The organism is Mycobacterium sp. DHQP2018-32-09 (genome assembly GCF_058148405.1).
On sequence record NZ_JBYVYK010000057.1, the window covers coordinates 24,586 to 36,961 of the forward strand.

A 12,376-nucleotide genomic window follows, 5' to 3' on the forward strand; every position below is an offset into this window, starting at 1 on the left:
TCTAACCTCGAACCAATCGCACGTACACGGCCGCCATTTCTAGACGTACCGCCATCATCGCCAACTGTTGCTCCAGCCGCCCGTTCGGCGGCGCCACCCCCGCGGCGCCCGGTCCCGGACCGTCGAAGCCCGAACCGTCGAAGCCCGGACCGTCCCCGCCGTCGGCGGCGGGCCCCACGTCGTTGGCGCTGACCGTGGTGACGTCGTCGTAGCCGCTCAGTCGCGTGACCACCATCGGCCGGTCCTCGTCACTGGTCAGCACCACGCTGCGGACCCGTGAGGGCAGGGGGCCGTCGATCTCCTCGTCGTGGAACAGCGACGTCTCCGCGGCGGCACCCCGGGACATTCCACCGCGCAGGGCCACCACGAGGTCGGAGAGCCCCGTCGCGGCCACCGGGCGCTGCGCGACCCGCAACAGCACCGCGCTCACGTGCCGGGCCAGGGCCAGCATGGGCGCGTCGTGGCCCGCGAGCACCACCGTCGGAGCCGCCAAGCGATCGGCGAGGGCCTTGGCCGGGTTGGTGAACAGATCTCGGCGCGCGCTGTTGCGCAGCGCCTCGGCGTCGAGTTGGTCGGCCAACTCCGCCACGTTCACCTGCATCCCCGGGTCCACCACGTCCAGCGCGATCAGGCCCGCGGCCAGGTAGCGGGCCAGGCCGAAGTCGTCGGGCACGGGCAGCCGGGGCGCCAACACCGCCGCGCGGCCGGCGGCGGCATCGCGCAGCGGTCCCTCGTCGGGGGCCACCACCAGCACCCGCGCACCGCGGCGCACCCCGGTGGCGACGGCGGTCACCAGCACGGGATCGCCGGCATCGTCACCGGCCACCACCAACACGTCGAGCGCCCCGATCCACGGGGGCACCTCGGCGGCCAGGACGATCGGCGCCACGATCGACGCGCCCAGCGCGGCCGCCAACATGGCCCCCGCCGCCTCGGCCGGGCCCCGCGCGGCCACCCAGATCACCGTGCGGGGCGGGCCGTCGGCCCGCAGCCGCTCGAACAACCCCTCTTCGTGGGCGGCGGCCGTCGCGCGCATCTGCGCACCCGCCATCGACGCCGCGCGCAGCAGACCCTGGCGATCGGCGTCGAGCAGGCCCTGGGCGTCGTCGAGATCGACGACGACCGCGCCCGCGCGTGGATCGGCACTCACGGTGCCGGCTCGCGACTTTCGGCGACGTCCGCTCGGCCGGCAGCACCCACGGCCGCGATCTGGTCACCGACTCCGGCGACGATCTGCGCCACCTCGGCGGCGGTCCTGGCTTCGACGTTCAACCTCAGCAGCGGCTCGGTGTTGGACGTGCGCAGGTTGAACCAGCAGTCGTCGCCCAGGTCGACGGTCACCCCGTCGAGGTGGTCCAGCGCCTGGATGCGGCCGTCGAAGGACTTCAGCACCGCGTCCACGCATGCCGGCGCATCGGCGACCGTGAAGTTGATCTCGCCGGACGCCTCGTAGCGCTGGTAGTCCGCCATGAACTCCGACAGGGGACGGTCCTGCTCGCCGAGTGCGGCCAGCACGTGCAGGGCGGCCAGCATGCCCGAGTCGGCACCCCAGAAGTCGCGGAAGTAGTAGTGCGCCGAATGCTCGCCGCCGAATATCGCCCCCGTCTCGGCCATCAGCGCCTTGATGTAGGAGTGCCCCACCCGCGACCGCACCGCGGTACCGCCCCGTTCGACGATCAGCTCGGGGACCGCCCGCGAGGTGATCAGGTTGTGGATGACGGTGGCGCCGATCTCGCGACCCAGTTCGCGCCCCGCCACCAAGGCCGTCACCGCGGACGGCGAGACCGGGGACCCCGTCTCGTCGACGACGAAGCACCGGTCCGCATCACCGTCGAACGCCAGGCCGATGTCCGCCCCGGTGGCCACGACGTGGCGCTGCAGGTCCACCAGGTTGGCGGGGTCCAGGGGGTTGGCCTCGTGGTTGGGGAACGTTCCGTCGAGGTCGAAGTACAGGGGCAGCAGCGTGATGCCCGGGATCGGGCCGAGCACGGCAGGCGAGGTGTGCCCACCCATCCCGTTGCCTGCGTCGACGGCGACGCGCAGCGGTCGCCCACCCGACAGGTTCACCAGCGAGCGCAGGAACTCCCCGTATTCGGTCAGCACGTCGCGGTCGGTGATGGTGCCGGGCGTTGCGTCCGAGGCCGGCACGCCGTCGATGACCTCGTCGGAGATGGTCGCGAGCCCGCTGTCCTTGCCGACGGGCTTGGCCCCGGCGCGACACAGCTTGATGCCGTTGTAGGCCGCCGGGTTGTGGCTCGCGGTGAACATGGCGCCCGGGCAGTCGAGCAGCCCCGAGGCGAAGTACAGCTGATCGGTGGACGCCAGCCCGATGCGCACCACGTCGAGGCCCTGGGCAACCACGCCGTCGGCAAACGCCGCGGCGAGCGCGGGCGAACTCGACCGCATGTCGTAGCCGATCACGACCTGCGTGGCGCCGGGGTCGGTCTCGTCGCGAACCAGCCGTGCGAACGCGCCGCCGACGTCGCGCACGAATGCCTCGTCGATCTGCTCGCCGACGAGCCCGCGCACGTCATAGGCCTTGATGACCCGGTGGACAGCCGCAGCGGGCCGAGACATAAGGGCTCCTAGCAACACGTGACGGACGACGGCGGTCCCCGGTGGAGGAGCGCCATGGACACCACCCTATCGGCTCGCGATTCGTCGTGTGGGGGGTCACACCGGCCTGCCGGGATTCCGCGTCGGTCCTCGGGTCGGCTAATCCGTCGGATCGGGCAGCACGCGAAGATGACCGCGCCTGCGGCCGTTCTGCTCGGGGCGTCGCACGGGCGCGGCGACCGCGGCGCCACCGGACAGGCCCGGGGGCGGATCGGAGAAGCCGGCAACCACCGAGCCCGGCGCGGACGACGGCCCGCGACCGGGATCGCGGCCTTCCCGGACGGCGTCGGCGAGAGCCACCAGATCGTCGTCGTCGGTGTGCGAGGGCAGTGGGCCCGCGTGCCGGACCAGCTCCCATCCGCGGGGAGCGGTGATGCGGCTCGCATGCATGACGCACAAGTCCCACGAATGCGGTTCGGACACCGTCGCCAGCGGGCCGACGACCGCGGTCGAATCCGAGTAGACGAAGGTCAGCGTCGCCACGGCGTAGTGCGGGCACCCAGGCCGGCAGCAGCGACGAGGAACGTTCACGGTTAGGAGGCTATCGCGCGGGCTCATGACGCGGCGCCGGACACGCGCAGGGATCCGGCGGCCGATCCCATACCGTTACGATCGGCCGATGGCGACGCGACACCCATCGAGGTCACGCCGGGGAAGAGGCATGCGAGGCGCATTGCTACCCCCGACCGTCCCGGGCTGGCGCAGCAGGGCCGAGCGCTTCGACATGGCGGTGCTCGAGGCCTACGAGCCGATCGAGCGACGCTGGCACGAACGGGTGGCCGAGCTGGACGTGGCGGTGGACGAGATTCCCCGGATCGCGCCGCGCGACCCCGACAGCGTGCAGTGGCCGCCCGAGGTGGTGGCCGACGGGCCGGTGGCGCTCGCCCGGCTCATCCCGGCGGGCGTGGACGTGCGAGGAAACTCCACTCGCGCGCGAATCGTGGTGTTCCGCAAGCCAATCGAGCGGCGCGCCAAGGACGTCGACGATTTGGCGGATTTGTTGCACGACATTCTGGTGGCTCAAGTGGCGACATTCCTGGGGGTCGAACCGTCGGTGATCGATCCGACGATCGACGACGAGGACTAGCGGACGACGGTGGGCGCTGGGCTCAGATGATGCCGCGCTTGAGCCGTCGACGCTCGCGCTCGGACAACCCGCCCCAGATGCCGAACCGCTCGTCGTTGGCCAACGCGTACTCGAGGCACTTGTCGCGCACCTCGCACCCGAGGCAGATTCGCTTCGCCTCGCGGGTGGAGCCACCCTTCTCGGGGAAGAACGCCTCAGGGTCGGTCTGCGCGCACAGCGCATTCTCCTGCCACTGATCGTCTTCTTCGTCGAGGGCGTCGGTCGCCCCGGTCTCGAATCGCTCCGGCACCAAACTCAACTGCGGCCGCCCCGGTGTGACGAACTGGGCCGGTCCCGTGTTGGTGCGCGGTGCGTTGCCTACCGAGCCGAGCATCCTGCCGTCGTACTGCACCACGCTGTCGAAATCGACACGCTCATAAGACATCTTCCGCCTCCTCACCTGGTCTCGTAGATCGTTCACTGCCGCCGCACCCCCCTGATGTTGGCGTGCGACCAAATTGAATTCGAACAAGTGATCGAATCTCGGTCTGCGACACCGGAACCGGCCGGCCAACCGCGAAATGACACTGGTGTGATTAGACACGGGTTAGCTGCGAGGGTCAAGCCGAATGAGCGGATTTCATATCATCCCGTGACCAAACTCCGGCGCGTCGACCGATCGGCGTGTCGGTCACAGATCGCCCACGATCGGCACGTCGACGCGACGAGGGCCTAATGTCGATGAACGTGAAGGTGACAGCTCTCGTCGGCGGCGTCGGCGGCGCACGGTTCCTGCTGGGCGTGCAAAGGTTGCTGGGGCTCGGCCAGTTCACTGATGACAGTGCCGGTTCCACGGCCGTTTCCCGTGCCGGTTCCGATGAGTCCGACGGCGTCCGCGAGCATTCGCTGACCGCCGTCGTCAACGTCGGCGACGACGCCTGGATGCACGGGGTACGCATCTGTCCCGACCTCGACACGTGCATGTACACCCTCGGCGGCGGCATCGATCCCGAGCGCGGCTGGGGTCACGCCAACGAAACGTGGCATGCCAAGGAGGAACTCGCCGCGTACGGCGTGCAACCGGACTGGTTCGGGCTCGGCGACCGCGATCTGGCCACCCACCTGGTACGCAGCCAGATGCTGCGCGCCGGCTACCCCCTCTCACAGGTGACCGAGGCGCTCTGCGCCCGCTGGCAACCCGGGGCACGGTTGCTACCCGTCAGCGACGACCGCAGTGAAACCCACGTGGTGGTAACGGTTCCCGGCGACGACTCCCACGGTCACGCCGCACCGGGTGACGGTGAGGTAGAGGGTGAGGGTGAGCGCAAGGCCATTCACTTTCAGGAGTGGTGGGTGCGCTACCGCGCCGCCATCCCGACGCACGGTTTCGCGTTCGTGGGCTCGGACAAGGCCACGCTGGCCCCCGGAGTGGCCGAGGCCGTCGCCGACGCGGACGTGATCCTCATCGCGCCGTCCAACCCCGTCGTCAGCATCGGAGCCATCCTGGCCATCCCCGGCATGCGGGCGGCGTTGCGCGCCACGCCGGCGCCGGTGATCGGATACTCCCCCATCGTCGCCGGGCGCGCCCTGCGGGGCATGGCCGACGAGTGCCTGTCGGTGATCGGCGTCGAGACCAGTTCGCAGGCCGTCGGCGCCCACTACGGCGCCCGCAGCGGTGTCGGTCTCCTGGACGGCTGGCTCGTCGACGAGGGTGACGAGGCACGCATCGACGGCGTCGACGTGCGGGCCGTCCCGCTGCTGATGACCGACCCCGATGCCACCGCGGCGATGGTGCGCAGCGGGCTGCAGCTGGCGGGGTTGTCGTGAGCGGCGAGCACGGCGCGGCCGCGGCGATCGAGGTGCTCCCGATCGCCGGCCTTCCCGAGTTCCGGCCCGGTGACGACGTCGCCGCCGCCATCGCCACGGCCGCACCCTGGTTGCGCGACGACGACGTCGTGGTGGTGACCAGCAAGGTGCTGTCGAAGAGCGAGGGCCGAATGGTGCCGGCACCCACCGATCCAGAGCAACGAGATGCCCTGCGCCGCAAGTTGATCGACGGCGAGGCCGTGCGCGTACTGGCCCGCAAGGGCAAGACCTTGATCACCGAGAACGCCATTGGCCTGATCCAGGCAGCCGCGGGCGTGGACGGTTCCAACGTCGACTCCGGCGAACTCGCGCTGCTGCCGACCGATCCCGACGGAAGCGCCGCCGCGCTGCGCAGCCGGCTGCGCGAGTTGCTCGGCGTCACCGTCGCCGTCGTCGTCACCGACACCATGGGCCGTGCGTGGCGCACCGGCCAGACCGACGTCGCGATCGGCGCCTCCGGGCTGGCGGTGCTGCACGGCTACGCCGGTTCCCGCGACGAGCACGGCAACGAGCTGGTGGTCACCGAGATCGCCGTCGCCGACGAGATCGCCGCGGCCGCCGACCTGGTCAAGGGCAAGCTGACCGCGATCCCGGTCGCCGTGGTGCGCGGACTCACACCGGTCGACGACGGCTCCACCGGCCACACGCTGGTCCGCGCCGGTGAGGAGGACCTGTTCTGGCTCGGCACGGCGGAGGCCATCGCGATGGGCCGCTCCCAAGCCCAACTGCTGCGCCGTTCGGTGCGCCACTTCTCCCCCGACCCCGTCGATCCGGCGCTGATCGAGGCCGCCGTCGGCGAGGCCCTCACCGCACCCGCGCCGCACCACACCCGACCGGTGCGATTCGTCTGGGTCCGCGATCCTGCCCGCAGACGGCGGCTACTGGACGCCATGAAGGAGCGCTGGCGCGCGGACCTGCTGGCCGACGGCAGGCCCGCCGACGCCGTGGAACGCCGCGTGGCGCGCGGCCAGATCCTGTACGACGCGCCGGAACTCGTCATCCCGATGATGGTGCCCGACGGCGCGCACGCCTACCCGGACGCGCACCGCACCGCGGCCGAGCACACGATGTTCACCGTCGCCGTCGGCGCCGCCGTGCAGGCGCTGCTGGTCGGCCTCGCGGTGCGTGAGGTGGGCAGCTGCTGGATCGGGTCGACGATCTTCGCTGCCGACCTGGTGCGCACCGAGCTGGACCTGGACCCCACGTGGGAACCGTTGGGGGCCATCGCGATCGGCTACGCCGCGGATGGTGCGGCGGAGCCGCGGCCACCCGTGCCGACGGCGGACCTCCTGGTCGAGCGATGAGCGCGTGCGCGAAGAGCAGACGGCACCGATGAGCGCGTGCGCGAAGATCCGACGGTACCGATGAGCCTGCACGCGTCCGCCATCGACGTCCTGCGACGCTGGCAGCCGGGCGATCCCCAGCAGGACGCGCTGCGGCTGGCAGTGCTGGCCTTCGTGTTGGCCCGGCCCGACGCGTGCCTGCGCTCCTGCGCCCCGGGCCACGTCACCGCCTCGACGCTGCTGCTCGACCACACCGGCACGCATGCCCTGCTGACGCTGCACCCGCGGTTGGGCCGCTGGGTGCAACTCGGCGGGCATTGTGAGCCAAGCGATCCCGACTTGGTGGCCGCGGCCTACCGCGAGGCCGCCGAGGAATCCGGCATGCCCGACGTCACCGTCGAGCCGCTCCCGACCGCGGTGCACGTGCACGCGCTGACGTGTTCGCTGGGCGTGCCGACGCACCATCTGGACGTGCAGTTCGTCGCTCGTGCCGCCGCGGACGCGCAGCCGACGCGTAGCGCCGAGTCGCTCGACCTGCGCTGGTGGCCGCTGGACGCGTTGCCGGACGACGCCGACGAGGGCGTGCGGCATCTGGTGCGCGCCGCCCGCGACCGCTAGATGGCTAGACGTCGGTGGAGAACCGGATGCCGCCGTCCGGGATGGTGACGCCGGGCCACACCCGCGCACCGCGCAGCAGTTCGCAGCGGGCACCGATGTTGGCCCCGTCGCCGATCACGCCGTCGCGGATCAGGGCGCGCGGACCGATGCGCGCCCCGAAGCCGACGATGGATCGTTCGATGAACGCGCCCGCCTCGACGCGGGCGCCGTCGAAGATCACCGCCCCGTCCAGCCGTGCGCCGGGACCGATCTCGGCGCCGCGGCCGATCACCGTGCCGCCGATGAGCAGGGCACCGGGCGCCACCGACGCACCCTCGTGCACCAGTTCCTCGCCGCGGTGTCCGTGCAGTGCCGGCGACGGGGCGATGCCGCGCACCAGGTCGGCCGAGCCGCGCACGAAGTCTTCGGGAGTCCCCATGTCGCGCCAGTAGGTGGCGTCGACGTACCCGCACACCTTCAGACCGTCCGACAGCAGGGCGGGGAACACCTCGCGCTCCACCGACACCGCGCGGCCGGTGGGGATGCGGTCGATCACCTCGCGCTGGAACACGTAGCAGCCGGCGTTGATCTGGTCGGTCGGCGGATCCTGCGTCTTCTCCAGGAACGCCGTCACACCGCCATCGGAATCGGTTGGTACGCAACCGAACGCGCGCGGATCGCCCACCCGCACCAGGTGCAGCGTGACGTCGGCCGAGCGCTCGTGGTGGCTGGCCAGCAGCGCCCCGAGGTCGGCGCCGGACAGCACGTCGCCGTTGAACACCAGCGACGTGCCGAAGCGCAGCTTGGGGGCCACGTTGGCGATGCCGCCACCGGTACCCCGCGCCTCCTCCTCGAAGACGTACTCGATCTCCAGCCCCAGATCCGAACCGTCGCCGAACTCCTTCTCGAACACGTCGGCCTTGTACGACGTGCCGAGCACCACGTGCTTGATGCCCGCGGCGGCAATGCGACTCAGCAGGTGGGTGAGGAACGGCAGTCCCGCGGTCGGCAGCATCGGCTTGGGCGCCGACAGGGTCAGGGGCCGCAGGCGCGTGCCCTGTCCGCCCACCAGGATCACGGCATCCACCTCTGCCGGGTTGACCGCAGTTGCCACCATCAGCGCCGTCCCTTCGCCTGTTTGCGAACCGAGTTGCGTACGACCAGCCTCGCGCGGATGGCCAAGGCGGACCTGATGCTCCAGCGGAGCGGTGCCTGCCACCACCGCGGGTGGCGGTCGGCGAGGAAAGTGTAGGTGCTCACGTGATGGGCAGCCAAGTTGCGGGCGGGATCGCGTCCCGTGGAGTGGCCCTTGTCGTGCAACACCTCGGCCGACGGCACGTACACGTTGAGCCAGCCGGCGGCGGCCAGCCGATCTCCCAGGTCCACGTCCTCCATGTACATGAAGTAGCGGTCGTCGAAACCCTTGACGGCATCGAACGCGGAGCGCCTCAGCAAAAGACACGAGCCGGACAGCCAGCCGACGACTCGTTCGCTGGGCGCCGTGCGCTCCTGACGGTAGGCGGCCGTCCACGGGTTGGTCTTCCAGAACGGGCCCACCACGGCGTGCATGCCGCCACGCACCAGGCTGGGTTGATGGCGCGCCGACGGGTATACCGACCCGTCGGGGTCGCGGATCAGGGGGCCCAGCGCACCGGCCTGCGGCCAGCGCGCCGCGGCGGCGAGCATCTCGTCGATGCTGTCCGGACCCCACTGCACGTCGGGGTTGGCCACGACGAAGAACTCCGCGTCACCCGAATACGAGGGGTCGTGCAGGTATTCGGCCACCGCCCGGTTCACCGCGCCGCCGTACCCGAGGTTCGCCCCCGTGTGCAGCAGGCGCACGTTGTCGTGGTGCGCCACCGCGGCCTCCGGGCTGCCGTCGGTGGACCCGTTGTCGGCCAGCACCACCGTCACCGGGCGGGTGGTGGCGTGCGACAACGTGGCGAGGAACCGATCCAGATGCGGCCCCGGCGAATACGTCACCGTCACCACCACGAGTTCGTCGCTCACGCGTATGAGGCTATCCGGCCAGCGCGGCGGCCAGTGCGTCGCGCCAGTGTGGCAGCGGCCGCAACCCCGCCTCGACCGAACGCCGCGCGGACAGCGCCGAATACGGCGGCCGGGCCGCAGGCCGCGGGAACCGATCCGTGCCCACCGGCGACACCTGCTCGGGGTCGGCGCCCACCATCTCGTAGACCGCGCGGGCCTGCTCGTAGCGGCTGGTCTCCCCCGCGTTGGACGCATGCAGCAGCGGCGCGGCCACGGCCCCGTCGGCCACCTGCAGCAGCGCCTCGACCAGATCCGCCACCCAGGTGGGCGAACCGACCTGATCCGACACCACGCTCACTTGCGCCCCCTCCAGCGCCTTGCGCCGCATCACCGAGACGAAGTCGCTGCCGTCGACCCGGCCCGCGTAGATCCAGGACGTGCGCACCACGTGGGCATCGGGCATGGCCGTGAGCACCGCGGTCTCGCCGTCGAGCTTGCTGCGGCCGTACACCGACAGCGGCGCGGTGGCCGCGTCCACCTCGTAGGGGTGCGGTGCCGCGCCGCCGAAGTCACCGTCGAACACGTAGTCGGTGGACACGTGCACCAGACCCGCGCCGGCCTGCGCGCAGGCACGCGCGACGTGCCCCGGTCCGGTGGCGTTCACGGCGTGCGCGCGCTCGGCGTCCGTCTCGGCGTCGTCGACCTTGGTGTAGGCCGCGCAGTTCACCACGACGTCGCCGGCGGCGAGCCTGCCGTCGAGGGCAGCCGGGTCGGTGACGTCACATTGCGACGACGTCAGGGCCAGCACCTCTCGGCCACGACTGCGGCTCTGAGCTGCCAGAACGGTGCCGACCAGGCCGCCGGCACCGAGAATCACGATTCGATCGGACATGGCATGCAGTCTGGCACGCCGACTCGCCCTACCCGTTCGGCGGCCGTCTGCCCAGTAGCCTGGGCCAATGCCCGTTCATCTCGCCAGGACCGTCGCCGTCGTCTCGGCGCTGCTGGTGGTCATCGGCACCGGGTTCGCATGGGGCAAGATCCGCTCGTTCGAGTCCGGCATCAACCACATCAGTGCCGAGTCGCTCGGAGGCGGCGGCGAGGACGGCGCGATCGACATCCTGCTGGTCGGCATGGACAGTCGCACCGACGCCCACGGCAACCCGCTGTCGGCCGACGAGCTGGCCACCCTGCGGGCCGGCGACGACGTCGCGACCAACACCGACACCATCATCTTGGTCCGCATCCCCAACAACGGGAAGTCCGCCACCGCGATCTCGATCCCCCGCGACTCCTACGTCGAGGCTCCTGGCTTCGGCAAGACCAAGATCAACGGCGTCTTCGGTGCGGTGAAGCTCGAACAGATGAAGCAGCTCGTCGAGGTGGAGGGCGAGGACCCCGCCGTCGCCGAACCCAAGGCCGTCGAGAAGGGCCGCGAGGCGCTCATCAAGACCGTCGCCGACCTGACCGGCGTCACCGTCGACCACTACGCCGAGATCGGGCTGCTGGGCTTCGCGCTCATCACCGACGCCCTCGGCGGTGTCGACGTCTGCCTCAAAGACCCGGTCTACGAACCCCTTTCGGGTGCGGACTTCCCCGCAGGCTGGCAGAAGCTGAACGGCCCGCAGGCGCTGAGCTTCGTACGGCAACGCCACGACCTGCCTCGCGGCGACCTCGACCGCGTCACCCGCCAGCAGGCGGTCATGGCTTCCCTTGCCCATCAGGTGATCTCGAGCAAGACGTTGTCGAGCCCCGCCACGCTCAACCGGCTGCAGGCCGCCGTGCAGCGCTCGGTCGTACTGTCCGAGGGCTGGGACGTCATGGACTTCGTGGAACAGCTGCAGAACCTCGCCGCGGGCAACGTCGCCTTCGCGACCATCCCGGTGCTCGCCGAGGACGGCTGGAGCGACGACGGCATGCAGAGCGTCGTGCGCGTCGACCCCGCCGCGGTGCGCGAATGGGTCACCGGCCTGCTGCAAGACCAGGACCAGGGCAAGACCGAACAGCTCGCCTACTCCCCGGACAAGACCGCCGTCGACGTCGTCAACGACACCGACATCAACGGGCTGGCGGCCTCCGTGCAGCAGGTGCTCACCGCCAAGGGATTCACCGCGGGCAACGTCGGCAACAACGACGCCGCACACGTCGACAAGAGCCAGGTCCAGGTCGCCAAGACCGACGACCTCGGCGCGCAGGCCATCGCCAAGGAACTCGGCGGGCTTCCGGTCGTGGAGGACGGGGCGATCCAGGCCGGCACCGTGCGGGTGGTGCTGGGCGCCGACTACACCGGGCCCGGCTCCGGCCTGGGCGGCCAGGAAGACCCGTCGACCGTCGGGCTCGACGCAGGCGACGGCGCGTCGGCGGCCACCAGCAGCACCACCGACGCAGCCGCCACCACCCCGCTGACCTCACCGGTGATCACCGCCGGATCGGACGACCCGGCATGCGTGAACTGACCCTGAGCGCGGCGCTGCTCGACGAGCGCCTCGGCACCGCGCCCACCGCTCCCGCCATCACCTACTACGACGACGCGACCGGTGAACGCATCGAGCTGTCGGCGGTCACGCTGGCCAACTGGGCGGCCAAGACCGCGAACCTGCTGCGGGACGAATTCGGCGTCGGCCCCGGCAGCCGCGTCGCGGTGCTGCTCCCCGCGCACTGGCAGACCGCGGGCGTGCTGCTCGGCATCTGGTACGTCGGCGCCGAAGCGGTCGTGGGACGGTCGGATTGGCAGGGTGACTGCGACGTCGCCGCGACCACCGTCGACCGCCTCGACGAGGCCGACACCGCGGTCGTGCCCTTGGGCGAGGTCGTGGTGCTGTCGCTGGACCCGTTCGGCAAGCCGGCCGAGGGGCTGCCGGTGGGCGTCACCGACTACGCCACGTCGGTGCGCGTGCACGGCGATCAGATCGTCCCCGAGGCCCGGCCGGGCCCGGCGCTGGCCGGCCGCAGCCCCGCC

The 12,376-nt window shown here is 71.0% G+C and carries 13 protein-coding genes; 6 read left to right on the forward strand and 7 right to left on the reverse strand.

The window, feature by feature from the left end; all coding sequences use genetic code 11:
* Position 1 precedes the first annotated feature (1 nt).
* From AC30CM_RS22970 to AC30CM_RS22980, 3 genes are all read right to left on the reverse strand, one after another.
* Entirely contained in the window at positions 2-1,150 is a 1,149-nt protein-coding gene (locus tag AC30CM_RS22970; RefSeq protein ID WP_490119219.1) for a TobH protein, read from the reverse strand.
* Positions 1,147-2,577 (reverse strand): phosphomannomutase/phosphoglucomutase, encoded by a 1,431-nt coding sequence (locus tag AC30CM_RS22975; RefSeq protein ID WP_490119220.1) that lies wholly within the window; start codon positions 2,575-2,577, stop codon positions 1,147-1,149. The genes AC30CM_RS22970 and AC30CM_RS22975 overlap by 4 nt, the downstream gene beginning before the upstream one ends.
* 138 nt (positions 2,578-2,715) lie before the next feature.
* The gene (locus AC30CM_RS22980) at positions 2,716-3,147 is read right to left on the reverse strand and encodes a DUF3499 domain-containing protein (RefSeq protein ID WP_490119221.1); all 432 of its coding nucleotides are present in this window, start codon (positions 3,145-3,147) and stop codon (positions 2,716-2,718) included.
* 130 nt (positions 3,148-3,277) lie between these two features.
* On the opposite strand from AC30CM_RS22980, the gene AC30CM_RS22985 reads away from it, so the two are divergent.
* Entirely contained in the window at positions 3,278-3,703 is a 426-nt protein-coding gene (locus AC30CM_RS22985; protein ID WP_490119234.1) for a metallopeptidase family protein, read from the forward strand.
* A gap of 22 nt (positions 3,704-3,725) precedes the next feature.
* On the opposite strand, the gene AC30CM_RS22990 is transcribed toward AC30CM_RS22985, so the two are convergent.
* Positions 3,726-3,995 carry a WhiB family transcriptional regulator gene (locus AC30CM_RS22990; RefSeq protein ID WP_490119235.1) on the reverse strand — a complete coding sequence of 90 codons (270 nt, stop codon included), beginning with the start codon at positions 3,993-3,995 and terminating at the stop codon, positions 3,726-3,728.
* A 434-nt stretch (positions 3,996-4,429) separates the two neighbouring features.
* Here AC30CM_RS22990 and cofD point away from each other — a divergent pair, with 434 nt between their 5' ends.
* Genes cofD through AC30CM_RS23005 form a run of 3 tightly spaced genes read left to right on the forward strand, consistent with a single transcriptional unit; the run spans position 4,430 to position 7,449 of the window.
* Positions 4,430-5,509: a 2-phospho-L-lactate transferase gene (gene cofD, locus AC30CM_RS22995; RefSeq protein WP_490119222.1), complete on the forward strand. Its 1,080-nt coding sequence runs from the start codon at positions 4,430-4,432 to the stop codon at positions 5,507-5,509.
* Positions 5,506-6,852 carry a coenzyme F420-0:L-glutamate ligase gene (locus AC30CM_RS23000; RefSeq protein ID WP_490119223.1) on the forward strand — a complete coding sequence of 449 codons (1,347 nt, stop codon included), beginning with the start codon at positions 5,506-5,508 and terminating at the stop codon, positions 6,850-6,852. Before cofD ends, AC30CM_RS23000 begins: the two co-directional genes overlap by 4 nt.
* Positions 6,853-6,912: 60 nt before the next feature.
* Positions 6,913-7,449: an NUDIX domain-containing protein gene (locus AC30CM_RS23005; protein ID WP_490119236.1), complete on the forward strand. Its 537-nt coding sequence runs from the start codon at positions 6,913-6,915 to the stop codon at positions 7,447-7,449.
* A 4-nt stretch (positions 7,450-7,453) separates the two neighbouring features.
* On the opposite strand, the gene manB is transcribed toward AC30CM_RS23005, so the two are convergent.
* Genes manB through rfbD form a run of 3 tightly spaced genes read right to left on the reverse strand, consistent with a single transcriptional unit; the run spans position 7,454 to position 10,309 of the window.
* Positions 7,454-8,545 (reverse strand): mannose-1-phosphate guanylyltransferase, encoded by a 1,092-nt coding sequence (gene manB / locus AC30CM_RS23010; RefSeq protein WP_490119224.1) that lies wholly within the window; start codon positions 8,543-8,545, stop codon positions 7,454-7,456.
* Positions 8,545-9,438, reverse strand: a complete 894-nt coding sequence (locus tag AC30CM_RS23015) for a glycosyltransferase family 2 protein (RefSeq protein WP_490119225.1) — start codon at positions 9,436-9,438, stop codon at positions 8,545-8,547. Before AC30CM_RS23015 ends, manB begins: the two co-directional genes overlap by 1 nt.
* Before the next feature lie 10 nt (positions 9,439-9,448).
* On the reverse strand, positions 9,449-10,309 hold the full coding sequence (gene rfbD / locus AC30CM_RS23020) for a dTDP-4-dehydrorhamnose reductase (protein WP_490119226.1): 861 nt from the start codon (positions 10,307-10,309) through the stop codon (positions 9,449-9,451).
* 67 nt (positions 10,310-10,376) lie between these two features.
* On the opposite strand from rfbD, the gene AC30CM_RS23025 reads away from it, so the two are divergent.
* Together AC30CM_RS23025 and AC30CM_RS23030 are read left to right on the forward strand one after the other, a co-directional pair.
* On the forward strand, positions 10,377-11,873 hold the full coding sequence (locus AC30CM_RS23025) for an LCP family protein (protein ID WP_490119227.1): 1,497 nt from the start codon (positions 10,377-10,379) through the stop codon (positions 11,871-11,873).
* On the forward strand, positions 11,861-12,376 hold a 516-nt coding region (locus AC30CM_RS23030; protein WP_490119228.1), incomplete at its 3' end, for a TIGR03089 family protein. The genes AC30CM_RS23025 and AC30CM_RS23030, both read left to right, overlap by 13 nt.

What these genes read in the sequence shown, in the direction of transcription:
- AC30CM_RS22975 (WP_490119220.1), bottom strand. Translation starts at nt 2,577, where the DNA reads ATGTCTCGGCCCGCTGCGGCTGTCCACCGGGTCATCAAGGCCTATGAC.
- AC30CM_RS22985 (WP_490119234.1), top strand. Translation starts at nt 3,278, where the DNA reads ATGCGAGGCGCATTGCTACCCCCGACCGTCCCGGGCTGGCGCAGCAGG.
- AC30CM_RS23005 (WP_490119236.1), top strand. Translation starts at nt 6,913, where the DNA reads ATGAGCCTGCACGCGTCCGCCATCGACGTCCTGCGACGCTGGCAGCCG.
- manB (WP_490119224.1), bottom strand. Translation starts at nt 8,545, where the DNA reads ATGGTGGCAACTGCGGTCAACCCGGCAGAGGTGGATGCCGTGATCCTG.
- rfbD (WP_490119226.1), bottom strand. Translation starts at nt 10,309, where the DNA reads ATGTCCGATCGAATCGTGATTCTCGGTGCCGGCGGCCTGGTCGGCACC.
- AC30CM_RS23025 (WP_490119227.1), top strand. Translation starts at nt 10,377, where the DNA reads ATGCCCGTTCATCTCGCCAGGACCGTCGCCGTCGTCTCGGCGCTGCTG.